Below are 22,809 nucleotides of genomic sequence, written 5' to 3'. Positions count from 1 at the left end.
CTGGAGATCGACCCCCGCGCCGCGGCCATGGCCAGCTTCGCCCTGTCCATGGAGGCCTGCGAGCTCGACCGCCGCTACCTGCGCCGCGAGGAGCGCGCGAACCCGCGCATCGTCTGCCTGAGGCCCGCGGAAATCGCGGAGGAGGAACTGGCGGAATTGCCCATGCTGGCCGCCCGCGGCAAACTGTTGGACGCCATGGCCCACATGGGCGAGTGTGGTAGCCTCTTCGTCCCCGAGCCGGCGGACTTGGAAGCCCTGCGCGCCGCCGAGAACGAGCTTGACGCCCGCGCCGCCGGAGGGGACCTCCTGGCCGCCGCCCCGTTGGAGCAGGTAAGCGCCATGCTCGCCAACTGCGAGCCCCTAGCCGAAACCTACGACTGCGTCATAGCTAACCCGCCCTACATGGGCTCCTCCAACATGGATAAGTGGCTCGCCGCCTGGACGAAGAAGCACTACTCCGACAGCAAGCGAGACCTCTGCACCTGCTTCATCGAACGAGGCTTCTCCTTGGCAAAGCCCGACGGCTACTCAGCCATGATCACCATGCAAAGCTGGATGTTCCTCGGCAGCTTCGAGGCCCTGCGTGAGAAGATGCTGAAGGAGCGCTCTATCGCCTCCATGGCCCATCTGGGCACAAGGGCCTTCGGATCCATCGGCGGCGAGGTAGTCGCCACCACGGCGACGGTCTACTGCAATGCTCCATCCGAAGAGCCGGCTAGCTACTTGCGTCTCGTGGATTTCGAAGGCGAGGAGCCGAAAGAGCAAGCGATCCGCGAGGCTGTCGCCAACCCAACCTGCGGCTGGTTCTACCGCCGCCCCGCCAAAGCCTTCAAATCCATCCCCGGCACCCCCATAGCCTACTGGGCGAGTGAGGCGATGATTTGCGCGTTTTGCAATATGGAGAGCTTAAACGCTGTAGCATTCGTTCTTCAAGGCTTGGCAACGGGCGACAACGACCGTTTTTTGCGACTGTGGTGGGAGACGTGCGAGAACGTGCTGCATCGCTTCGGTCTATGTGAATCGGCCGAAGAAAGCTGTACTTGGTACCCGTGCGATAAGGGGGGCGAGAGAAGAAAATGGTATGGAAATTTAGAGTGGGTGATAAATTGGCGCAGTGACGGACAAGAGATTCGCTCCTTTCCAGGCGCTGTAATTCGCAATCCGACCTTTTATCTTAAGGAAGGTCTTACCTGGGGAATGATATCTTCAGGCTCGTTCTCTATGCGCTATGTCCCTTCTGGGTCAATTTTTACGAATGCAGGGTTGCGCGTAGCGCATAAAGAGGATATCGGCGTCTCTCTGTTTCTCATATTGGGGGCTATGAATTCTAGCGTGGTCCAAGAGGCGCTTTCTTTTATTGCCCCCACAATGAACTATACCAATGGCGACGTAGGGAAGGTTCCTATTCCGAGATCTAATAATGAATCGAGAATTGAAAGTGCCGTAGAGAAACTCATCGATTTATCGCGGAGGGATTACGACGCGTTTGAAACATCTTGGGATTATCGGCGCAGTCCGCTTGTTGGAGGTCCTGAATGAGTACGGAAGTGTTTTTGCGTTATAAGACAAATTTAGCGCGTGTTGACAGCATGCTAGTAATTTATGAGGAGATAAGGAAGACTGCGCTTCCTGAAGATGCTAAAGCGACTGACATTTTGCGATCTTGTATTGTTTTCTTGCATGGTGCGCAAGAGGACTACCTGCGGACGTTGTTGGCGCTGTGGCTGCCTCGTAAGGCGACCAGAGAAGTGCTCAAAGATATTCCCTTGATGGGGAGAGACGGGCATTCTTTGAAATACACCCTTCAAGATTTATTGCCTCTTAGGGGTCTAGATATTGACGACGTGATAAATAATTCTGTGGGCCAGGCCTTGCAGCGCCAGACATTCAATAGCTATTCCGAAATTGTGTCATGGCTGCAGAAAATCGATATCGATTTACGTGAATTCTCAGAGCAATCCTCGATTGATGCGATGACAAAAAGACGTCATCGCATCGTTCACGAAGTTGATACGGTAAGAAAAGACGAGTCCAACGCTGCGGGGCGCCTATCGATGATCGAGGCAAAGACGGTGAAGAAGTGGATGGAGGCATCCCGAAGTCTGGTTCAGACAATCGATCTGCAGGCTGAGAAATGGGATATTACCAATAGCGAGTAACTTGCCTTCCTTTTGCGTTGTGTGGGCCTCATCTGTTCTCCGCAAGGCCAAGCTGACTGTCGTCAATCTTTATGCGCGTACGCTATGACGTCATAGGAAAAATGCGATTCTGCTCAGGAAAGATAACCAGCAAAATGAACGAACTCATAAGAACGCTATCCAAAGATATCGTAACTCCTCTGCAGGGACTTAATCCTCGGCGTCCTTTTGTCTGTCGGCGGGGCGTTATGCGGGTGCTTGATGCTGTGAACTTGCCCACTTCGTTCAACGCCACGGTGGTGTTTTCTGTGGGAGGCGCCAAGAACGAATGATCTTCCTTATTGGCGAAATATTCAAAGCTCAGCGCGTTGAGCCTTGCTCAGATTTTGTTGCGGCTGCTACAATAACGATCAGCGGATGCCCGTGTTTGGTGATGCGAGCAACGCCGTTTGTTTACCGAGCGGCCACAAGGAAACTGGCTCCTGTGGCCGCCCTTCGTTTCGGGGCGCTCACCCCGTGCTACGGACACGGCCCACGTCATCGCTGTCATGCAGCGATGACGGTTAGGCCGCTAGTCGATCCGCTTCTTACGCAGCTTTCTCAGGAAGTTCTTCCTGAACGACGTTCTGCCGCCGAAAAACCGTTCATCGGTTTTCGTCTGGGTATGCGCGTCGTATTTGAGTGCGGTCAACTCAATTCCACAAATGTAGTCGGCCACCTGAAAGAGCGTATATTTTACGGGTCGCGCGTTGCGATAAATAATCGCCTCCTTGGAAAGTGCGTACTCTATCGAGTCATGAAGCGCTTCGGTCACTTCTTCTTGCCCGTTGTCGTAGTAGATCTTAACGACAGGGTAGCTCTGAAAAAGCGCAATATTATCCAGCAGGAAGATGGCGAGGTCCCTGCGAAGCCTCTTTGCAAGTCCACGGCGTTCGTCGCTGAATTGATCCTTGCGATAGCTGAATGTCTTATAGGCGATGGGGAGCCGGTTCGCCAGAATTTGAAAGCTGGACAGGAGCAGCTTGCGTTCGTCGAGCGCCAGGTTCCTGTAACTATCGTTGCCGTTGATCAGCGGGCCGAAATGCATGGGGATGGCTGCAAGACCCCTGTCTTGCAGGGAGCGACGATAGGTGGAAACGGAAGGGTCTATCATCTCTGCTTGGTTGTGGAATACCAGAGTAACAAGGTAATACCGAGATGTTTCCCCAACATCGCCCGATTCGTCGACAAAAATGGAGAGTTCGTTCATAGGGCGCGCTCCTTCTGCTCAATGCGAATTGGCCATGCCCTTAATCACAAGAATCCGAATATGCTCAACTGCAGCTTACAGGCGAACCGATCGGGCAAATTAAAAACGCCGGGGGAAACCCCCCGGCTCTTGGACGCCGACTCTTTCGAGAGGACGAATTGGTTACCGGGGCCTTATCCCCGATTGTCGGTGCCCCTCTTGCGAGGACTCCGAATCTTTGCCGCGAAGCGAACTTCTCAGCTCGCTGGCCCGCTCCAACGGAGAAGCCAGCGGTTGCCGAAGGATTGCCTTCGGCTCTTGGCGGCCGACCCTGTTAGGGAGGACCGAGTTCTTTATATCACGGATAGCAAATCGGTTTCAAGGCTTGGCTTCTTGAATTACCAAAAGCGAAAGAGAACCGTCTCATTCGAAAGGAGGGCCGCTTAGTGGCCACGCTCATTGCTGACAAGTACGAGGCTTGGAAGGCCGAGGCCAATGCGCGCTTCGACCAGCTGAAGGCCAACGAGGAGGAGCTCAACCGCATCTTCGCGGAGATCTACGACATGGTGGGGGAGGTGCCCATCGAGGTGGAGGACAAGTACGTGTCTGTCGCCCGCATCTTCGACACGGCTGAGGAAATCCCCGAGTCGTTCAAGGGCAACAAGTACGTGCGCACCCGCCGCGACGAGATCGTCTCGCTGATCAGCTACGCCGTGGGCTGTATGCTGGGGCGCTACTCGCTGGACGAGGACGGCCTCATTCTGGCGAACCAGGGCGACACCCTGGCCGAGTACCTGGCGCGCATTCCCGAGCCCACGTTCATGCCCGATGAGGACAATGTGCTGCCCATCACCGATGACGAGTACTTCGAGGACGACACCGTCGGCAACTTCGTGGCCTGGGTGGCCGCCGCCTACGGTCCCGAGACCCTGGAGGAGAATCTGCGCTACATCGCCGATGCGCTGGGCGGCAAGGGCAGCCCACGCCAGGTGATCCGCGACTACTTCCTGAAGGAGTTCTTCCGCGACCACTGCCAAACCTACAAGAAACGGCCCATCTACTGGCTGTTCGACTCCGGCAAGAAGAACGGCTTCAAGGCGCTCGTGTACATGCACCGCTACCAGCCCGACCTGCTGGCGCGCCTGCGCACCGACTACGTGCACGAGCAGCAGGAGCGCTACCGCACGCAGCTAGCGCACCTGGAGGAGGCCGAGCGCGAGGCCTCCGGCGCCGAGAAGACGCGCATCGCCAAGCAGCAGAAGAAGCTGGCCGACCAGCTGGCCGAAACCGTGGCCTTCGAGGAACAGGTGCACCACCTGGCCGATCAGATGATAGAGATAGACCTGGACGACGGCGTAAAAGTGAACTACGCGAAGTTCCAAGACGTACTGGCGAGGATTAAGTAGGAGGAAAGACATGATTTGAGTTGTTCGGAGGGCGTCGCTGCAAGCCAGCTTTGTCCGATGAAGTAAATCGTAAATCGTGAGGCGACTGAAATGCATCCTGAAAAGAAAGGACTGAAAGAAAATGCAGACAGCAGTAAGTAAAGTACTGATGAGTTTTCTCTCGTTTACCCTTGCATTTGCTGTGGTACCTCTTACCCCAGGGAATGCCGCAGCTGAGCAAGTCGAGGGGATGCCAGTAAGGGAGGTTGCAGCAACCTCCCAAAGCATGGGCGGCGACGAGGAAGCTCCGATCATCACTTCAATTTCGGTATCGCCCTCGACGGTGTCCAAGCCCGGTGTGGCCAAGGTGACCCTCGGCATCAAAGAGGATGGCACCGGTGTGCGCGTGGCATCTATTGATTTGCGGTCGTCGACTGGCCGAAATAGTCTGTACTATTACGACGATGTGCTGGATGCGGATGATGGCAGGGGCCCGTATTATACTGGAACTTATACGTTTAACGTTCCTATTCCTGCGGACGCGCGCAATGGTGAATGGCACGTGAAGGAGGTATACCTTACCGATCAGGCTGGCAATACGCGAACTTATTGGCTGCAAGAGCAAGTCGCCGATGATGGCAGTGTGGTCGAGGTGCTCGAAGAGCGCTACGGCGACACTTACCTACCTGTGCCACGATTCGAAGTGAGAGATGAGTTTGACTATAATTTCGCGGCTGCCCTTTCCAATCCTCAGCTTATAGCCAAATTGAGAAATATGCCCGAAGGTTCAGCGGCAAAGATTCTTATCGACTCTAATAAAATCCTCCCCAAGGCGGCTTTTGAGGCCATTCGCGGCAAAGATAAAACTGTAGTGTGCTACGACGATGCTGTTCAATGGATTTTCAACGGTCGCGACATAACGAAAACCTCCAAAGACGTGAAGCTTGATATTGACATCAAGACGGTTTCAGGCGCTGACCTAAATGTAGGTAAGAAGTTGGTTCAGATAACTTTTGCTAATAATGGTGAGTTACCAGGAAGAGCGCAGGTTCGATTTAAATCTGACTACCTACATACATTCCATGGTGTTGAAGGTCAGCTTCGAGTCTATCGTAAGGATGGCGGGGAGCTAATCCAGGAACAGGGGAGGATCGACCTTGTCTTCGACGGCACCGACAAATGGTGTTACATGGATGTCACCCATAATGTCGAGCTCATTGTCAGTCCGGTAGCGCTGAAGTCCATCAAGATGCAGGACGCGAAAATCGCCGGCGTGAAAACTGACTATAAGTATACGGGCCGCAGCATTAAGCCTACTGTGCGTGTGTCCATCGCCGGCAAGGCTTTGATGAAAAACAAGGACTACACAGTTAAGTACAAAGCGAATAAGAAAATCGGCAAAGGCTACGTGATCATCACCGGCAAGGGCGAGTATAAAAAAGCCGGCACGAAGAAGATAGCCTTCAATATCAATCCTGTCGGAACAAAACTGTCTAAGCCCAAGGCCTCTAAAAAGTCCTTTACGGTGACATGGAAGAAGCAGGCCAAGCAGACGACGGGTTATCAGATCCAGTATTCCACCGATAAGAAATTTAAGAAGAAGGTAAAAACGAAGACGGTGAAATCGTCGAAGAAAACCAGCCTGAAGATAACCAAGCTTAAGAAGAAAGCTAAGTATTACGTGCGCGTGCGCACGTACAAGAAGGTAGGAAAGAGCAAGTACTATTCCACCTGGTCCAGCGTGAAGTCGGTAAAGACGAAATAGCTTTCAAGCATCATTCGCGTTAGTGGATATTGCAGAGACTGGAACATTGAGGAGACGTGCTAGTGCAGACAGAGGCTAAGGATCAGTTTCTCGCGCGGTTCGCGGCGCCCCTTTCGGGGGCGGCGCGGCGGCGCATTGTGGTGTGGCATGACGCGGACGGGGAGTTTTCGGAGGACTTCGATGCCCTGGCCGCCGCCGCGGCAGCTGGTCAGCTGACGCCGGGCGAGCGCCCTCTGCAGTTCGCACGGGACGAGGACGGCGTTTTGTTCGCCCTCAAACGGCGTATCGCCCGGGAGGATACGGAAAGTGATTTCGCCCTGTACCGGCCACGAGCGGCGGGTGATATCGCCGGGGACCTGCTGGCCGATATCGAGCTGTATGCCGAGCACTTCCAGGCCGACGGTCTGTCGCTGCTCGTGCAGGACTTGGGGGCGGCCGACACGCGCGAGGTGCGCGAGGCGCTTGCCGAGCTGCGGGCGTTCTTCGCCGCGAAGGATCGTACGGCGAAGTTCAAGGCGGTTATGTCTCAGGCTCGGACGGCGGCCGACGTGCGCGCGGGTGTGCTGGCGGCGGCGCTGGGGCGCGTGGAGCCCACGCCCCAGGCGGTAGTGCGGGCCTATGCCCAGGCCGCCCTGGTCGATGCCGAGGCGGGGGAGTCGGGTCGCACTTTGGCCACGCTCGAACGCTATGGCGTGGCTGCGGCCCTGGCGCGCTCAGTATCCGGCGTGACAGGCTATGGGGGCGATTTGGCCGATGCCGACGCCCTTGCTGCCCATCTGCTGCTTTCGGCGTTCGCGGCCAGCGTGCCCGAGAGCCTCGTCCGCGGGCTGGAGGATGCCTGCTCACCCCAGTGCGGTCAGTTCTGCCTGGGCATTGTGCACGATTGGGCCGCGGGCGACGAAGCGGCCCGAACCCTGCTGGCGGACGCAGCCGAGAAGGTCGAGCGCGAGGCGAACCTGCCGATGCGCTTTGCCGGCGCGTCGTTGGAGTCGCTTCTGGAAACCGATGTGTTCCCCGGGGTGAACCGCGCCATTGTCGCCAACCTGGCCGCTTCGCTCGGCCAAGGTGCCGATCGTCGCGATGACGTGCGTGCTGCGGCGGCCGCGCGGCGCGCCTTGGCGGGCTATGCCGAGGTGGCGTGCTACTTCGACGCGCTGCTGGCGGCGTCGGCCATGCAGGACTTCCTGCGGGTTCACGGCGAGGGCTACCACGAAGCGCCGGCGGCCAAGGTGTGGGAGGCCTATGTGGGCGACTGGTGGCAGATGGATGCGGCCTATCGTCGGTTCTGCGAGGCCTACCAGCGCTGCGTGCGCGACGCTGACCCTGAGCTTTCAGAGGCCATGCAGCCCGTGGCCGAATGGGCCGACAATCACTACGTGAACGGATTTTTGACGCCGGCCAACGAGTGCTGGATCGCCTGTGCCGAAGGCGATTGGGCGCGCGAAGGGTACGTGGCCGACGTGCCGCGCCAGAGCCGCTTCTACGACGAGGTAGTGGAAAACGAGCTGGCCGGAGCCAAGCGCGTGGTAGTCATTGTCAGCGACGCGCTGCGCTACGAGGTGGCCCGTCAGCTGGGCGATGAGCTGGAACGCCGGCTGCGAGTGGCTTGCGAGTGCTCGGCGGTACAGGGGGTGTTCCCCTCGGTCACGCCCTTCGGCATGGCGGCGCTGCTACCGCATCGCTCCCTGGCCGTGAACGAGGAAACGCTGGCCGTCAGTGTCGATGGCATGCCTACTTTGTCGACGGCTCAGCGCGAGGCAGTGCTGAAGGCGCGCCGCCCAGCCAGCATGGCGCTGACGGCCAAAGACCTGTTGGCCATGAAGTCGGCCGAGCAGCGTGAAGTGGCCCGCGAGGCCGAGGTGGTGTACATCTACCACAATACCATCGACGCCACAGGCGAGGATGCCTCCACCGAGCACGACGTCTTCGGGGCCTGCGAGCGCGCCATCGACGACATCTGCGCCCTGGTGAAGGTGGCGGTCAACCAGATAAAGGCCGCGCGTATCGTGGTCACGGCCGATCACGGCTTCCTCTACACCCGGCAGCCCCTGGGCCAGGCGGCGAAGGTGTCCGCCGCGGAGATTGCGGGGGAGGCTGAGAAGGCCAAGGAGCGCTTTGCCCTGGTGTGCGGCTCGGTGAGCGACGATCGGCTGCTTTCCGTCAACATGGAGCCGGTGGGCGCCGGCTCGCTGACCGGCTTGGCCCCCCGTGGCATAGCGCGCCTGGCGCGTCCCGGCGGCACGAGTCACTACGTGCACGGCGGTGTGAGCCTGCAGGAGCTGTGCGTGCCGGTGCTTCGCGTGCGGTACGGCGGAAGCCGATCGAAGAGCATCGGCGCTGCCGAGGCGGCGGAGGTGCGGCTGCTGGACACCAACCGCCGCATCACGAGCATGCTGTTCGGCGTGCGTCTGTACCAGCCCGAGCCGGTGGGCGGCAAGGTGGCTCCCGCCGAGTACGAGCTGATGCTGGTCGATGACGCCGGCAACCCGGTAAGCGATACGCGCCGAGCCGTGGCCGATCGCGCCGACGCTGACGAGCGGGCTCGGGCCATGGAGGTGCGCTTCGCCCTGCGCGAGGGACGCACCTACCGTAGCGCTGACGAATATTACCTGGTGGCGCGCAACGTCGAGACGGGCGAGCCGTTGTTCCGCGAGCGCTACACCGTCGATATCGCCTTCGCCCCCACTGATTTCGGATTCTAGGAGGATGCCGTGACCGAAGAGATCAACTTTTTCACCAGCGCGCCCGACGACGAGGACGCCGTGTTCGCTGACAACTTCTTCGCCGAGGAAGAGCAAGGTGCCGCTAGTCCGGTGGCTGAGGAGGCCGTATTCACCGACGCCTTTGCCGCCGACGAATCCGAGCCAGGCGGTTCCGAGCCCGAATCCGAGCCCGAGTCCGAGCCTGCTGCCGAGCCCGAGCTGACCGTCGACGCCGCCGTCGACGAGGCAAAGGAGGCGGCGGCCTACGACACGGCCTTCGAGACCGACGAGCTCGATCGCCTGGCTCTGGAGTACTTCTCGGGCAAGATCGTTCGCAAAGACCTGACGGCCCTTATGAAGCGCGGCGCCAACGTGCCCACGTTCGTGCTGGAGTACCTGCTGGGCATGTACTGCTCCACCGACGACGAGGCGGCCGTGGCAGAGGGGCTCGAGCGTATCCGCGCCATTCTGACCAACAACTACGTGCGCCCCGACGAGTCCGAGACCATCAAGTCGAAAATCCGCGAGTTGGGCCAGTACACCATCATCGACAAGGTGTCGGCCCGTCTTGACGAGTACCGTGACTTCTACGTGGCCAGTTTCGCGAACCTCAATATCGAGCCCTTCGTGATGCCGGCCGAGTATGTGCGCGACTACACGAAGATTCTCCAAGGCGGTATTTGGTGCATTATGCGCATTGAGTACAAGCGCCCCGCCGACGAGGAGGATTTCGACGACATCTTCGACGAGCCCGCGCCCAAAAAGAAGAGCGCGAAAAAGCGAGGGCCGGAGGATTCTCCGTTCAGCGTTATCTCTCTCAATCCCATTCAGATGCCGAATCTCGATCTGGACACCATCATCGACCAGCGCCAGCACTTTACCACCGACCAATGGGCCCATCTGCTGCTGCGCTCGGCGGGCTATGAGCCGGACGCCCTGTCCGACAAGGAGCAGCTGCATTTCCTCGAGCGCATGGTGCCGCTCATTGAGCGCAACTACAACCTGTGCGAGCTGGGTCCGCGCGGCACGGGCAAGTCGCACATCTACAAGGAGGTCTCGCCCTACGCCATCCTCCTGTCGGGCGGCCAGACCACCACGGCCAACCTCTTCGGCCGCATGAACTCGCGAGGCGTCGACCGCACGGGGCTGGTGGGCCATTGGGACTGCATCACTTTCGACGAGGTGGCCGGCATGCGCTTCAAGGACGCCAACGCCATCCAGATCATGAAGGACTACATGGCCTCGGGCAGCTACGCCCGCGGCCGCGACCAGATCAACGCCGACGCCTCCATTGTGCTGGAGGGCAACATCAACGACACGGTGCAGAACGTGCTGAAGACCACGCACCTGTTCGACCCCTTCCCGCCGGAGTTCAACGGTGACTCGGCCTACTTCGACCGCATCCACTGCTACCTTCCCGGTTGGGAGATTCCGAAGATGCGCAGCGATTTGCTCACCGACCACTACGGCCTTATCACCGACTGCTTGAGCGAGTTCTGTAAAGAGATGCGCAAGCGCGACTACACCCACTACATCGACCAGTTCTTCCGCTTGAACGCCGATTTCAACAAGCGCGACGAGATTGCCGTGCGCAAGACCTTCAGCGGTTTGGCGAAGCTGCTGTTCCCCGACGGCGCCATGACGAAAGAGGACGTGCGCCGCATTTTGGAGTATGCCATCGAGGGGCGCCGCCGGGTGAAGGAGCAGCTGAAGATCATGGCGGGCATCGAGTTCAACGACGTGAACCTGGGGTATATGGACCTGGATACCCAGGAGGTATGCGTGGTGTCCGTTCCCGAGCAGTCCAACGACACGCTGGTGGGCGAGGGGTCATTGCTGCCGGGCCACGTGTTCTCGGTGGGCCGGACTCCCGGCGACGACTACGGCGTGTACAAGCTGGAAAATCGTGCGGTGGCCGGCGAGTGCAAGCTGCACCACGAGGGTCTGGGACGTAGCGCCAAGGTGCGCGAGTCCATGGAGGCCGCCTTCCGCTCCTTCGAGAACAACGCTCGCCGCGTGGCCCCGGGCATGCACATCGGCTCGAAGGACTACCTGCTGTTTTTGAACGATCTGCAGGGCAAGGGCCCCTCCGACGAGCTTTCGCTGGCCGAGTTCGTGGGCCTGTGCTCGGCGGCGGCCAATCGACCGGTGCTGTCGTCGCTGGTAGTGCCGGGCATCATCCGCCTGTCGGGCACCATGGACGAGCTGCGCGGGCTCGAGGACATCATGCGCGTGGCGAAGAATGCCGGCGCGAAGAAGATCCTGCTGCCCATGGGGGCCATCAAGGATCTGCAGAACATCCCGCCCGAACTGATGGGCGCCGTAAGCCCCATCTTCTATATGGATGGCGACGCCGTCGACGCCGCTAAGAAGGCATTGGACTTGTAGGGAATCCCCTCGAAGAGAAAGGTTGCAGCTATGGATATTCAAGCCGCTCGCGATTGCGGAGCTGTGGTGGGCACGGAGCTGGTTTCTATTGAGCCTCTAATCGAGCAACGGAAGTATGCGGTCATCCCCTACGGAGTTACCGCGGCACGAGAGGGCAGTTTGTCGAAAGGTCGCGGGATGGCTATTTACCTGCCCGAGACGCTTACGGAGTTTCAAGGCGATCCGTGTACCCGGCATTGGGAGCACACCACGCTTTTTGTGTCCTATGAGGGCGAAGACGTCGACTGCGACCAATGCCCGCCCAATCCATCAGAACTTGACCTGAGATTTGTGACGAAATATGGCATTTTCCCGCCTCTTGCGTCGTCGATCTATGCGGACAAAGATCGTCACATGCTCGCGCAGGCCGATTTCGTGGCCGATACCATTCTCGGCGGTGGCTATCCGATCGAGCTGACAGGCGATTCGACGCGCTATACGGTGCTAGAGGGGATGCTTTACGATAAGGAAGTCGAGACGCTTCTCTATTGTCCGACCCTCCCCAAGCCCCTCCTCCCCAAGCTTCCGAAAACCGTTACAACGCTTGCTAAGAACTCGTTCTATCTTGCACGATTGAAAGTGTGGGCTATGAAGAGTTCCGTAAAGCGTATCGAGGCGGAGGCTTTTCGTTTGGCCCATGGCGCCCGCGTTGAGCTGCCGAAGGGAGTTCTCCTTGAAACCTACGAGCATGTCCGTGAGAGCTTTCTCGATGGGCGCACGGTTGAGCACCGAGGAGCCTTTTATTGCGCCTCTATCGATGAAGTGACGCTTCCCGACGATATGCGAGAGCTTCCCGCTGGTACCTTTTCTGAGTCAAGCCTGCAGCGCCTTTCGTGGCCGAGCTCGCTGGAGACGGTTGGCGCCGAGGCCTTCAAGGGGTGCCGTTACCTGTCGCTGATCGTTCCTGATTCAGTGACAGAGATAGGGGAGAGCGCCTATACGGGTATGCGATCGGTGAGCCTCCCTGCCGTGATGGCTGACGATTGGCGTTCCTCGTTGGGGTGCGCCGGTGATACGCTGGTGGCCATTCGAGACGGGAAGGGCGGTTACTGCTTTGCCACCTACGTTCCCAAGGACGGGATCGCGAAAAGCCTGAGGCCCCTGATCGAGGGAGGCCTGGCGTTCCAGAAGACCGACGAGCTGTTCAAGGCGGATAAGATCACGGGCTTCGAGGACAAGATCCGTGTTGCCCTCGTGCGTCTGTGCACGACGGGTGACGCCGAGGCGCGTCCGGCGGAGGAAATGCGCAGCGAGTACGCAGCCTATGTGAAGAAAAATGCGAAAAAGGCCGCCAAGCACTTCGAGGAGACGGGCGAAATTGTGGGGCTATCGATGCTCGAGTCGCTCGGCTACGGGGCTACGGCTGCGAAGAAGACCGCTAAGGAAGAGCCGGAGAAACCCAAGAAGCCGTCACCGGCCGTTCAGTGCGCCGCGGTGATCAAGGCGCTGCGCAAAGGCGACGAGAGCCTGCTTGATGATCTGGCTCCCATAGCCAGTAAGATCAACCCTGTTTCCGCCGGTGAGCTGCTGATGTTCGGGGCCATTAAGGGCAATAAGGCCACAATCGATCGTCTCTACGATATGTTCGATTCCTTTGAGATGCCCTGTATTGCCCTGAGTCGGGCCTTGGCTGCCGGCAATGAGGAGACCGCTCGAGCCCTTATTGCTCGAGGCGCCACCCTCCAGCCGACATTCGAGCCTTGGGCTATCAAGGGGGATACCGAAAGCAAGCAGGAAAACCGCAAGAAGAAGTACTTGGACAAGGTGTTGATCGAGGACGGTTTGAAGATACCTGGTCGATGCGGAACCATAGGGTATCACGATGGCTATCTGTACTTTATGGCGCTGTCGAACAAAAGCGACGGCCTCATTGCCCGACTAGCTGCAGATGGTCTTCTTTCAACGGTTGACCTCAAGGGCCTTATCATGGCGGCTCTTGTAGATTCCGGAGATTGCTATCGTTCGGTAAAGCTCAAGCAGGGCCTGGCAAAGAAGCTCTATAAGATCGCCGCTCAGGAAAGCGCATCGGTGCCCTTGGTGTATCAGGATGCACGTCAGTCTCATTGGCACGCCATTGAGCAATACGAAGGGATCTTGTACCCCGGATGCGCGACCGAGACCGTTGAGGCGGTTTGCGCGGTCATGCCCGACCGCGTTGCTGCCATGTGGGATCCCGGCTTTATCCGCTACCTCGATGCCGCGAAAAAAATGGTGGCCTATCTCGATCCGGAAACCTTCTCGAACACTGCTGCGCTCCTGAACCTCTTCGCGAAAAACGGTTGCACGGACGAAATTCGAATCATGGAGAAGAGAGGATTTGCCGTCACCGAGAAAATGAGGGCCGGCGCTGCGGCCTTGGCGCGCGAAGCGGGCTTCTCCGCCACGGCCCAAGCTATTGAGGCCCTTGGCGCCTAGGATGCCGGTGGTGCGGAGAGGAGGGAAGCTATGGATGCCGATGAAAAAAGCCGCAGCAGTGAACTGGCTGAGGCCTTAGCGGAACGGGATGCGGCGGCGCGAGAGGCGCAAGAGGCGGCCGGCATCGAGGCGGCGCGCCGCGAGCGGGTGCGCACACTGCAGGAGTCGTTCGAGAGCACGGCGCGCAACGATGTGTTGCGCCGTGCCGACCGGGGACGATGGGCGGCAGCGGCGTTCTTCCGCGAGGTTGCGGGTCGACGTATCCAGGCCCTTCAGGCTGATTTGCGTATGCCGCAAACGATCAACTACGTGCAGCGGTACCAGGCCTTCACCCGTATGCAGGATCGCAAACAGATGCTTGCGCGTTTGGAGCAAACGGTGCATCTGGCATCCAAAATCCTCGATGCGGTGCCGCGCCTGAATCCCGACGAGGCATGCCGAGAGGCCGCCCGCGGCATTCGTCTTGATGTGCAAGTGTGCGCGAACGTGCCGGTGCCTTTTGCGAAGGGGGCGAAGGAGAGCGGAGGAGTGCATGCTTTCCCTGGAGCGAAGGCGGTCGTACGCTCTTTGGACGGCGTCTTGCAGGCCGCTTTTGAGGCCAACGCGCAGAGCTTCTCGGAGAAAACGCCGCAGGAGGTGTCCGAGGAGGAATTCGGCAAGCTTTGCGACCGTTTATGGAGCAAGCTCGATCAGGCGTTCGTCGCCTTCAGGGATGAGCAGGCTGTTCTTGTCGGCGGCAAGACGTTGAGTCCCGACAAGCTCGGAGAGTACGACGGGCATGTTACCTATGAGCTTCGCTACGATCCCGGCGTTTTGCGTCTTCTGCTGGAAGAGGTGCAACGGTCCTTGGAGACGTTCAAGCAGGTGGTGGCCGACAACGGCCTTTTCGCCGCCTTCCTTGATGAGTCCGACTACGGCCAGTGCTGCGGCTACTCCTGGGGTTGGGTCGGGGAATTCGGCGAGGAGGTTTTCGCAAGCTATGGCGGCGCGAATCCGCGGACTTCTTCGGGCGGTTCCATTCCCCTGGCGTTCGAGGAAGACGAGGGAGGGGATAGTCTGCTGAAAGCCGCAGAGCGCATGAAGGTTTTCAACGCGAAAAAGTACTTCGGCATGCTCGACGACGACTTCTCCTTCCACGTGAAGGCCTTCTGGTACGGCTTCGTGAAGCTGATGGAGTTTACCAACGATCTTGTGAACGTCGAACTGGCCCCGCTTCGGGATTACCTGTTCGTAGTGCGCGAAACGCTTAAGGACCAGGCGGCCCTTCTGGGTGCTTCGATGGATGACGAGCAGTTGGATCAGTGGGAGGAATCACTGGCTGAGGCGGCCAAGAACTTCTAGTAATAACGCTTTGCCGTGCGGATGCTCGGCACTGGCTTGCAAGGCGAAAGGTGGGCATGAATGGCAACTATAGATGTCGACGCACTGCGCGATTACCTGCGCGACTACTACGGCACGGCCATGATGGCGGGACTATGGCCGGCGCTGGGAGACTTGGGCCAAATTGATGCGCGCGACGGCTACGAGCTGTGCGAGTTGGCCGAGCGCGAAGGCGTGGACCTGACGCGCTTCGAAGTGGAATAGCCCCGTATTTGACATCGCCAAGCGCAGATTGTTGCGCAACGGAATTCGGTGGGTATCGGTTAGCATCGAATCGCAGCCAGTCTGGGAAAGAAGCAACCGCAAGCAAGGAAACGAGAGAGGGGCAATTGACATGTATATGGACGACAATGAATACATTTGGAGAAGTGGCAAGACGTACTCGAGTTTGCTCAAGCTGGTCACCAAGCCGCCCAAGGCGCTTGGTCTCACCGCCGAGTCCCCGGTAAAGATCAAGGCAGAAATCCAGAAGGGCATGGATCCCAAGGTGCTGAACTTCGACGATCGACTGCGGCTGAGAGTGCGTCGCAAATGCGATAAGGACACCTATAACGGCATTGAGTTCTACTTCGATGTAACGGATAAAGAGGTCAATCCCTACGAGATTACGTACGACAACCTTTGCAAGGCGGTTCTGGCGCTGCAGGAACAGGCCAATCCGCGTCGCAAGGTCGTCTTCTTCTTCCCGGCCTTTGGCGAAAAGAGGGGAGCCCAGCCGGCAATGCTGACCAGCATCTCCGACGAGTCCGGTGTGTTAACGCTCGGCTTCGACCTCTATTACGAGTACTAGGGGCTTTCGCGCAAACTGCATGATGTGCAAGGGCGAGGGCCTTTGGGGCCGCGAATGATAGGAGGTAAAGGTTATGGAAAAACCCATTCTGCAACTTTTCGAAGAGGACGGTGTCGAGTATTTGGCTACGCACCAGTCCTCTATACCTACTTTGAGAGTACTCGAAAAGACCGATGAGCGTGTTTTGGTAATTAGCAGGGATATCATATATGAGGCGACGTTTGACCAGCATTGCAAGACGGAGCTGTGGAAGGATTGCGCGCTCAGATCATCGATGGAGAAAAAGATGCCGGGACTTCTCGGGCCGGCCATTTGGGATGCGGTTGTTGAGGTGGAGCTCGACAACGATCTGATTCCCGTTCCTGATCATTTCAAAAAGTACGAAACGAGAGAGCCGTATAAAACAAAAGACAAGGTCTTTGTGCTGAGCTTCGATGAGGCAAACAAATACTTTGCCGATAAGTTCGACAGGCGATGCAAGCCCATAAAGGGTGTCTTTTCCAAAGGCTTCTGGCTGCGCACCCCGGGACGAAAGGTGTCCTCCTCTCCCACCAAGCATGCGTGCATAGTGGGTGAAATGGGGGATATCAACAAGAAAGGCTCGTTGCCCAATGAGGTATGGGGTGTTCGACCCGCATTCTGGCTCGATAGGTCCAAGATCAACATCGAGGTAAGGGATGAAGGGAAATAGGCTCCTGAATCGATTTCCCGGAAGGGTAAACGATTGATCGATGTTGCTCGGCATGATATATTTATCTATAAATAAGTAACTTATTTATAGAGGTGATTGCTATGCCCGCTGCTGTTCCCCTTATTCGCCCCATTAGCGATTTGCGTACTAATTTGAACGATGTGTGCCAGCAGGCTCAAGAGAGCCGGCAGCCCATCTTCATGACCAAGAACGGCAAGGCAAGCCTCGTGCTGATGGATTGTGCCGCCTACGAGGACGAGCGTCAGCACGAGCGTTTTGCCCATAAGCTGCGTGAGGCTGAAATTGAGGAGCGGTACCTCAAGGCCTCGCTCACGCAAGAAGAGGTCGATGCCTCCCTGGAAGACATTTTCGCGGTCTGGGGCGTGTAATGCGCGAGGTTTCATATCGCCCGCGCGCTAAGTTCGATCTTGAGTCGATGGCTATCTATCTCGGAGAGGTGTGCCGCAATCCAACGGCTGCGCGCTCTACCTACACCGCCCTTGTTGAAGCGGTGAAGCGCCTGGCCGAAATGCCTACGTTGGGGCGCCCCTTCATCGATGAAACGCTTACAAAGCGCGACTATCGCTCGTGGCTGGTGGGCTCCTATCGCATCTTCTATTCGTTCGACGAATCGTCGCTTACCGTATGGCGTGTCATTCACAACCGCCAGGAAATCGACGACTACGCTTTTGTCGAGTGGCGAGAAGACAACGACGGCGAACGGGATGGCGAGTAGCGCAGTCCATTTCTGCCTTTGTGCGAAATTCGCCGCCGCTGTCGGGTGCTTGGGCGCGGGGGCGGCTCGTTCGTATACAATGGGAGGCGATTTATTCGCAGATCACGTGAGGAACGAATCGCATCCTATGAGTGAAGCTATGGAACAAGTAAACGAGGGGGCGTCGGCCGACGCCCTGGCCGACGTCCCCTTCTCGGCCGTGGCCGTTATCGGCCTGGGCCTTATCGGCGCGTCGCTGGCGGCTACGCTGGCGGCGAAGATGCCCGGCGTTACCGTCTTCGGCGTTGATACCGATCCAACTACCTGCGCCACGGCCGTTGAGCGCGGCTGGGTGTCCGCCGCCTCGGGTCCCGACGACGAGGCCTTCCGTGCCTTTATCCAGGGTCCTTGCCAGCTGGTGGTCATCGCCACGCCCGTGGCGGCGGTGGACGATTACCTGGAGCGCCTGCGTGCGTGGGACTACCGGGGCGTGGTTACCGACACCATCTCCACCAAGGGCCATATTCTGGCCGCAGCTGCCGAAATTCTGCCGGCGCCCGAGCGCTACGTGCCGGGGCATCCCATGGCCGGCTCCGAGCAGAATGGCATTGCCGGCGCTCGCGCTGACCTCTTCGAGGGCGCGAATTGGATTCTCTGCCCCGACGAGACCACGTTACCCGAGGATTTCCAACACCTGCACGAGCTGGTCACTGGCATCGACGCCCGCGTGGTGTCGCTCCATCGCGAGGAGCACGACCAGGCCGTGGCCATTGTGAGCCACGTGCCCCATATGGTGGCAAGCTCGCTCATGCAGCTGGCCAACGCCCACGCCGATGATTCGCGTTCCATCATGCGCCTGGCCGCCGGTGGTTTCAAGGACTCCACGCGCATTGCCGCGGGCAGCCCGAAGCTGTGGTGCGGTATCGCCTTCGACAACGCGGACGCCCTGCGCGCCGGGCTCGATGAGATGGCCGGCATCATCGGCTCCTTCTCCGCCGCCCTGGCCGAGGGCGATCGCGAGACCTTCACCCGCCTTCTGGCCGAGGCGGCCGAGGCCCGGCGCGCTCTGCCCGCTGCCTGGGTGCCCTCCACCGAGAAGCTTTTGGAGGTGCGCATCCCCATGGTCAATCGCACTGGCGTGGTGGCCGAGGTCTGCACTATTGCAAGCTCGGTGGGATGCAATATACAATCCATTGACATCGACCATATTAGCGAGGGCAACGCCGTTTTGTCCCTCATCCTCACCGATGAGGGCGATGTGGGTCAGCTGTCGTTGCAGCTGATCAACGCCGGCTTCTCTGTATCGTTCAGTCCCCTTATGCCGAAGGAGTACGCTCATGTCGACGAGTGAATCGGTCACGCTGCCGCCGTACACCATCATCGAACCGTTGGGAGGTCCGCTTGAGGGATCCCTCACGGTTCCCGGCGATAAGTCCATTTCCCACCGCGCCGTGCTGTTCGCCGCCATGGCCGAGGGCACCTCGCATTTGACGGGCGTCCTCGATTCCGAGGACGTTCGCGCGTCCATCCGCGCCGTCGAGGCCCTGGGCGCTTCGGTGCTGCTGGACCGTCAGGCCGACGGCACGCTGGCCGGTACGGTAACCGGCTGGGGCCAGCAGGGTCCGGCCCAGCCCGATGCCCCCATCGACTGCGGAAACTCCGGTACCACGGCGCGCCTGCTCATGGGCATCGTGGCCCCGTGGGACATCAAGGTTACCATCGCCGGCGATGCCAGCCTGCAAAAGCGCCCCATGCGCCGCATTGTGGCGCCCTTGGCGAAGATGGGCTGCGACTTCGAACCGGAAACGCCGGAGCACCTGCCCATCACCGTGTGCGGCTCACGGCAGCTGCGGGCCATCGACTACACGTCTCCCATGGCTTCGGCCCAGCTGAAGACGGCCGTGCTGCTGGCCGGCACCTTCGCTGACGGCACCACCACGGTGAACGAGCCGGCGCCTTCCCGCAACCATACCGAGCTCATGCTCCCCGAGTTCAATGTGCCCACCACGGCCGGTACCCGCGTGGCCTCGGTGCAGGGGCCGGCCGAGATGCTGGCCTCCGACGTGGTGGTGCCGGGCGATCCGTCCTCGGCCGCCTTCGTGGCTGCGGCGGCGCTTCTGGCTCGCGGCAGCTCGGTGCGCATCGAGAACGTCTCGCTCAACCCGGCCCGCATCGGCTTCGTGCGCACCCTGGAGCGCATGGGCGCCGACATTCGCGAGAGCTATGAGGGCGCCGAGGGCAAGGAGCCCCGTGGCGCCATCACCATCAACTACACGCCCACGCTGCGCGGCTGCGAGATTCCCTCGCAGCACATTGCCTCGGTCATCGACGAGATTCCCGTGCTGGCCCTGGTGGCCGCCCATGCCCGCGGCATCACCGTGTTCCACGAGGTGGGCGAGCTGCGCGTGAAGGAATCCGATCGTTTGGCCGCCATCATCGAGGGCCTGGGCCAGCTGGGCGTCGACGCCTGGGAAGAGGGGGACGACCTTTACGTGGAGGGCAACCCCAACTTGCAGGTGCCTGCGGGCCTCGTATTCGATTCCCATGGCGACCATCGTCTGGCCATGACCTGGGCGCTGGTAGGCGCCTGCGGGCGCGTGCCCGTCAACGTCACGGAGTTTACCTGCGTGGCCGTAAGTTACCCCGATTTCCTCGCTGACCTGAAAGGCCTGGTGAAATAGTGATCGTCGCCATCGACGGCCCCTCGGGGGCCGGCAAGTCCACCGTGGCCAAAGCGGTGGCCAAGGAGCTGGGCTTCTCCTGCCTCGATACCGGGGCCATGTACCGCTCCATCGCCTGGCGCGCGCTGCAGGACGGCGTTGCGCTTGACGATGAGGAGGGCCTGGGGGCCATCGCCCGCACCTACGACATTGCCTTCGGCCATGTGGAGGGCGACCCGGTGCCCCGTCGCGTGTTCATCGGCGACGACGAAGTCACCGATGCCATTCGCACCGCTGAAATCGACCGCGCCGTCAGCCCCGTCTCCGCGGTGCCCGCTGTGCGCGCGGCTCTGCTCGATCAGCAGCGTCGCATCGGCAATGCCGGCAACTACGTGGTGGAGGGTCGCGATATCGGCACCGTGGTGTTTCCCGATGCGGCCGTGAAGGTGTTCCTGACGGCGTCGGATGAAGAGCGTGCCCATCGCCGCGTGCGCCAGAACGTCGATCGCGGCATCGGCTCCATCGACTACGACGAGGTGCTGGCCGATCTGCGCCGCCGCGACGAGGCCGATGCCTCCCGCGAGACGGCGCCGCTGCGGGCGGCCGAGGACGCCGTGCAGATGGATTCCACGGGCCGTTATATTGAGGAAGTCATCGAGGACATCTGCGCGTTGGCCCGCAAGGCGCAGTCGTAGCTCTGCCAAAGTCGGATCACGGGGTAGTGCTCAGTCGCTCAAACAGTCCTCGCTCGGCGAAACAGCCCACCGGGCTGTTTCGTTCGCTGCGGAACTCGCTTGGTGAGCACCACCCCGTGCTCCTCTTCGCTCAACTCTTGTAGGGAGTGCTTTTCAATGAGTTTATTCCTGAAATACGAGGATATGTGGGATATGGATCTGGGCGGCGAGCCCAGCAAGAAGGAGATCCCGCATTGGTTCGGCAACCTGGCCTGGATTGTCATCGGCGGTCTGTGCAAGTTGCTGTTCCGCTATCGGGTGGACAACCGACAGAAGCTGCGCGCCTTCCAAAACGCTGAGGGCGCCATTGTCATCTGCAACCACACCTCGTTCTTCGACGTGGTGTTCATGTACCTGGCTGCGCGCCCGTCGCAGTGGGTGCGCCTCATGGGGCGCGATTCTCTGTTCGACAACGCCGGCGGCCTGTTGGGCCAAATCCTCTCGCGCGTCGGTGCCTTCCCAGTGAAGCGCGACACCGCCGACATGACCTCCATCAAACGCGCCGTGCGCATGCTGAAGCGCCAAGAGCTGGTGGGCATCCTGCCCGAGGGCACGCGTCGCGGCAAGAGCAACCGCAAGCCCGACATCCATGCCGGCGTGGCCATGATCGCCCGTATGGCGAAGGTGCCCATTCTACCCATGACCGTGCGCGGTGTGGAGAAGATCAAGAACAAGGGCGAGCGTGTGCATTTTCCGAAGGTGACCGTAGATTATGGCGACCCCATCTTGGTCAGCGATTTCGACTTTCTGCCCAAGGACGACCGCCTGGAAGCTTGTTCCTGGTACGCGCTGCGCGAGTGCTTCGCGCTGTTCTACAACGTGAAGCCCGAAGAGGTGGACATGCCGGCACTGTTCCCCGATGCGAAGGATTACACCGCGGTCTTTGCCGAGCATCCGGTGCCCCGCCACACCAGCGAGGAACTGGCTGAGGCCGCCCGCGCCAAGGCGTCGGCCAAGGCAGCCAAGGAGGCCGCTAAGGCCGAGAAGGCTGCGGGAGACGCATAGAAAACGTGCTTCTGCCCGAACTGATCCTTGCTGGTGTGGCTTGGAAATGGCGGTTTTGTAACCGATGGCCTCGAAATGAAAGAAAGTGAGGCTCGATTGGCTGCAAAAGAGCGATTTTGGAACGCTGAAGATCGAAAATGTCGCGTTAATGCTTGTATTGCAAGGTTTTTGGCTTCAAAAAGACGATTTTGGACGGGTTCTGTTCCAATATCGGGCTTTTCCAGCCAATCGGACGAGTGAAAGGTTGGATTCGTGGAAGTTGTTCGTGCGAAACGGGCCGGGGCCTGTTATGGCGTGCAGCGTGCGCTGGACATGGCCGACGAGGTCATTGCCGACGGAAGCATTGCCTACACGCTGGGGCCGCTCATCCATAATCCCCAGGTAGTGGCCGACTTGGCCGAGCGCGGCGCCGAGCCCGTGGACGATGTTGCGGCTATTGAGTGGACACCCGCGAGCGAAGGGGAGGGAGAGGTTCCGTCGGTGGTCATCCGTTCCCATGGCGTGACCCCCGAGGTGCTGGGTGCTGTGCGCGAGCGCGGTTTCGCGGTGGTCGACGCCACGTGCCCCCACGTGGCCCGCGCCCAGGCTGCTGCGGCCGAGCTGGCCCACGAGGGCTGCCGCGTTATTGTGGTGGGGGAGGAGGGCCACCCCGAAGTGGAGGGCCTGACCGCTTGGGCTCGCCAGGCCGGCGGCAAGGTCGACGTGGTGGCGAGCCCCGCCGACATCCCCGAGGGGCTCTACGATCCCGTGGGCGTGGTGGCCCAGACCACCCAG

The 22,809-nt window shown here is 59.7% G+C and carries 18 protein-coding genes and 1 pseudogene; 18 read left to right on the top strand and 1 reads right to left on the bottom strand.

Features of this window, described 5'->3' with window-relative positions:
• The coding region (locus QZ307_RS06730; RefSeq protein ID WP_295997627.1) for an Eco57I restriction-modification methylase domain-containing protein at nt 1-1,539 on the top strand (1,539 nt) is incomplete at its 5' end.
• The gene (locus QZ307_RS06725; RefSeq protein ID WP_295997622.1) at nt 1,536-2,159 is read left to right on the top strand and encodes a HEPN domain-containing protein; all 624 of its coding nucleotides are present in this window, start codon (nt 1,536-1,538) and stop codon (nt 2,157-2,159) included. The genes QZ307_RS06730 and QZ307_RS06725, both read left to right, overlap by 4 nt.
• A 550-nt stretch (nt 2,160-2,709) precedes the next feature.
• Here QZ307_RS06725 and QZ307_RS06720 read toward each other — a convergent pair.
• Nucleotides 2,710-3,387, bottom strand: coding sequence for a DUF3800 domain-containing protein (locus tag QZ307_RS06720; RefSeq protein ID WP_295997620.1), 678 nt, complete (start codon nt 3,385-3,387; stop codon nt 2,710-2,712).
• A 425-nt stretch (nt 3,388-3,812) separates the two neighbouring features.
• Here QZ307_RS06720 and QZ307_RS06715 point away from each other — a divergent pair, with 425 nt between their 5' ends.
• The 16 genes and pseudogenes from QZ307_RS06715 to QZ307_RS06640 form a co-directional block, all read left to right on the top strand.
• A complete protein-coding gene (locus QZ307_RS06715; RefSeq protein ID WP_295997617.1) occupies nt 3,813-4,772 on the top strand; it encodes a hypothetical protein in 960 nt (319 codons plus the stop codon).
• 121 nt (nt 4,773-4,893) lie between these two features.
• Nucleotides 4,894-6,516 (top strand): fibronectin type III domain-containing protein, encoded by a 1,623-nt coding sequence (locus QZ307_RS06710; RefSeq protein ID WP_295997614.1) that lies wholly within the window; start codon nt 4,894-4,896, stop codon nt 6,514-6,516.
• Between the two features lie 62 nt (nt 6,517-6,578).
• Complete coding sequence (gene pglZ / locus QZ307_RS06705) at nt 6,579-9,218, top strand: BREX-1 system phosphatase PglZ type A (RefSeq protein WP_295997612.1); 2,640 nt, start codon at nt 6,579-6,581, stop codon at nt 9,216-9,218.
• 9 nt (nt 9,219-9,227) lie between these two features.
• Nucleotides 9,228-11,606 (top strand): protease Lon-related BREX system protein BrxL, encoded by a 2,379-nt coding sequence (brxL, locus tag QZ307_RS06700; protein ID WP_295997608.1) that lies wholly within the window; start codon nt 9,228-9,230, stop codon nt 11,604-11,606.
• A gap of 30 nt (nt 11,607-11,636) precedes the next feature.
• Nucleotides 11,637-14,060, top strand: coding sequence for a leucine-rich repeat domain-containing protein (locus QZ307_RS06695; protein WP_295997606.1), 2,424 nt, complete (start codon nt 11,637-11,639; stop codon nt 14,058-14,060).
• 30 nt (nt 14,061-14,090) lie between these two features.
• Nucleotides 14,091-15,401 carry a hypothetical protein gene (locus QZ307_RS06690; RefSeq protein ID WP_295997603.1) on the top strand — a complete coding sequence of 437 codons (1,311 nt, stop codon included), beginning with the start codon at nt 14,091-14,093 and terminating at the stop codon, nt 15,399-15,401.
• Between the two features lie 60 nt (nt 15,402-15,461).
• Nucleotides 15,462-15,644: a hypothetical protein gene (locus QZ307_RS06685; RefSeq protein WP_295997600.1), complete on the top strand. Its 183-nt coding sequence runs from the start codon at nt 15,462-15,464 to the stop codon at nt 15,642-15,644.
• 136 nt (nt 15,645-15,780) lie between these two features.
• Complete coding sequence (locus QZ307_RS06680; protein ID WP_295997597.1) at nt 15,781-16,230, top strand: hypothetical protein; 450 nt, start codon at nt 15,781-15,783, stop codon at nt 16,228-16,230.
• A gap of 73 nt (nt 16,231-16,303) precedes the next feature.
• On the top strand, nt 16,304-16,921 hold the full coding sequence (locus QZ307_RS06675; RefSeq protein ID WP_295997593.1) for a DUF6273 domain-containing protein: 618 nt from the start codon (nt 16,304-16,306) through the stop codon (nt 16,919-16,921).
• Between the two features lie 101 nt (nt 16,922-17,022).
• Nucleotides 17,023-17,310 (top strand): type II toxin-antitoxin system prevent-host-death family antitoxin, encoded by a 288-nt coding sequence (locus tag QZ307_RS06670; protein WP_295997591.1) that lies wholly within the window; start codon nt 17,023-17,025, stop codon nt 17,308-17,310.
• Nucleotides 17,310-17,657, top strand: coding sequence for a type II toxin-antitoxin system RelE/ParE family toxin (locus QZ307_RS06665; protein WP_295997589.1), 348 nt, complete (start codon nt 17,310-17,312; stop codon nt 17,655-17,657). Before QZ307_RS06670 ends, QZ307_RS06665 begins: the two co-directional genes overlap by 1 nt.
• A gap of 127 nt (nt 17,658-17,784) precedes the next feature.
• Entirely contained in the window at nt 17,785-18,987 is a 1,203-nt protein-coding gene (locus QZ307_RS06660; protein WP_295997586.1) for a prephenate dehydrogenase/arogenate dehydrogenase family protein, read from the top strand.
• Nucleotides 18,974-20,317 carry a 3-phosphoshikimate 1-carboxyvinyltransferase gene (gene aroA / locus QZ307_RS06655; RefSeq protein ID WP_295997582.1) on the top strand — a complete coding sequence of 448 codons (1,344 nt, stop codon included), beginning with the start codon at nt 18,974-18,976 and terminating at the stop codon, nt 20,315-20,317. The genes QZ307_RS06660 and aroA overlap by 14 nt, the downstream gene beginning before the upstream one ends.
• Nucleotides 20,317-20,991 carry a (d)CMP kinase gene (cmk, locus tag QZ307_RS06650; RefSeq protein ID WP_295997578.1) on the top strand — a complete coding sequence of 225 codons (675 nt, stop codon included), beginning with the start codon at nt 20,317-20,319 and terminating at the stop codon, nt 20,989-20,991. Before aroA ends, cmk begins: the two co-directional genes overlap by 1 nt.
• A gap of 156 nt (nt 20,992-21,147) precedes the next feature.
• On the top strand, nt 21,148-22,035 hold the full coding sequence (locus QZ307_RS06645; protein ID WP_295997575.1) for a lysophospholipid acyltransferase family protein: 888 nt from the start codon (nt 21,148-21,150) through the stop codon (nt 22,033-22,035).
• Nucleotides 22,036-22,287: 252 nt separating this feature from the next.
• Nucleotides 22,288-22,809 (top strand): annotated as a pseudogene (locus QZ307_RS06640) (4-hydroxy-3-methylbut-2-enyl diphosphate reductase); the annotation flags it as partial.

Source organism: uncultured Adlercreutzia sp., from assembly GCA_910585575.1.
Classification (GTDB): Bacteria; Actinomycetota; Coriobacteriia; order Coriobacteriales; family Eggerthellaceae; genus Adlercreutzia.
Note: the sequence above shows the minus strand (reverse complement) of the source record. Positions and strands in the feature narration are given on the sequence as shown.

Coding starts and splice junctions, on each gene's coding strand:
- QZ307_RS06725 (WP_295997622.1), top strand. CDS start 1,536: ATGAGTACGGAAGTGTTTTTGCGTTATAAGACAAATTTAGCGCGTGTT.
- QZ307_RS06720 (WP_295997620.1), bottom strand. CDS start 3,387: ATGAACGAACTCTCCATTTTTGTCGACGAATCGGGCGATGTTGGGGAA.
- QZ307_RS06710 (WP_295997614.1), top strand. CDS start 4,894: ATGCAGACAGCAGTAAGTAAAGTACTGATGAGTTTTCTCTCGTTTACC.
- QZ307_RS06695 (WP_295997606.1), top strand. CDS start 11,637: ATGGATATTCAAGCCGCTCGCGATTGCGGAGCTGTGGTGGGCACGGAG.
- QZ307_RS06690 (WP_295997603.1), top strand. CDS start 14,091: ATGGATGCCGATGAAAAAAGCCGCAGCAGTGAACTGGCTGAGGCCTTA.
- QZ307_RS06685 (WP_295997600.1), top strand. CDS start 15,462: ATGGCAACTATAGATGTCGACGCACTGCGCGATTACCTGCGCGACTAC.
- QZ307_RS06680 (WP_295997597.1), top strand. CDS start 15,781: ATGGACGACAATGAATACATTTGGAGAAGTGGCAAGACGTACTCGAGT.
- QZ307_RS06675 (WP_295997593.1), top strand. CDS start 16,304: ATGGAAAAACCCATTCTGCAACTTTTCGAAGAGGACGGTGTCGAGTAT.
- QZ307_RS06670 (WP_295997591.1), top strand. CDS start 17,023: ATGCCCGCTGCTGTTCCCCTTATTCGCCCCATTAGCGATTTGCGTACT.
- QZ307_RS06665 (WP_295997589.1), top strand. CDS start 17,310: ATGCGCGAGGTTTCATATCGCCCGCGCGCTAAGTTCGATCTTGAGTCG.
- QZ307_RS06660 (WP_295997586.1), top strand. CDS start 17,785: ATGAGTGAAGCTATGGAACAAGTAAACGAGGGGGCGTCGGCCGACGCC.
- aroA (WP_295997582.1), top strand. CDS start 18,974: ATGTCGACGAGTGAATCGGTCACGCTGCCGCCGTACACCATCATCGAA.
- QZ307_RS06645 (WP_295997575.1), top strand. CDS start 21,148: ATGAGTTTATTCCTGAAATACGAGGATATGTGGGATATGGATCTGGGC.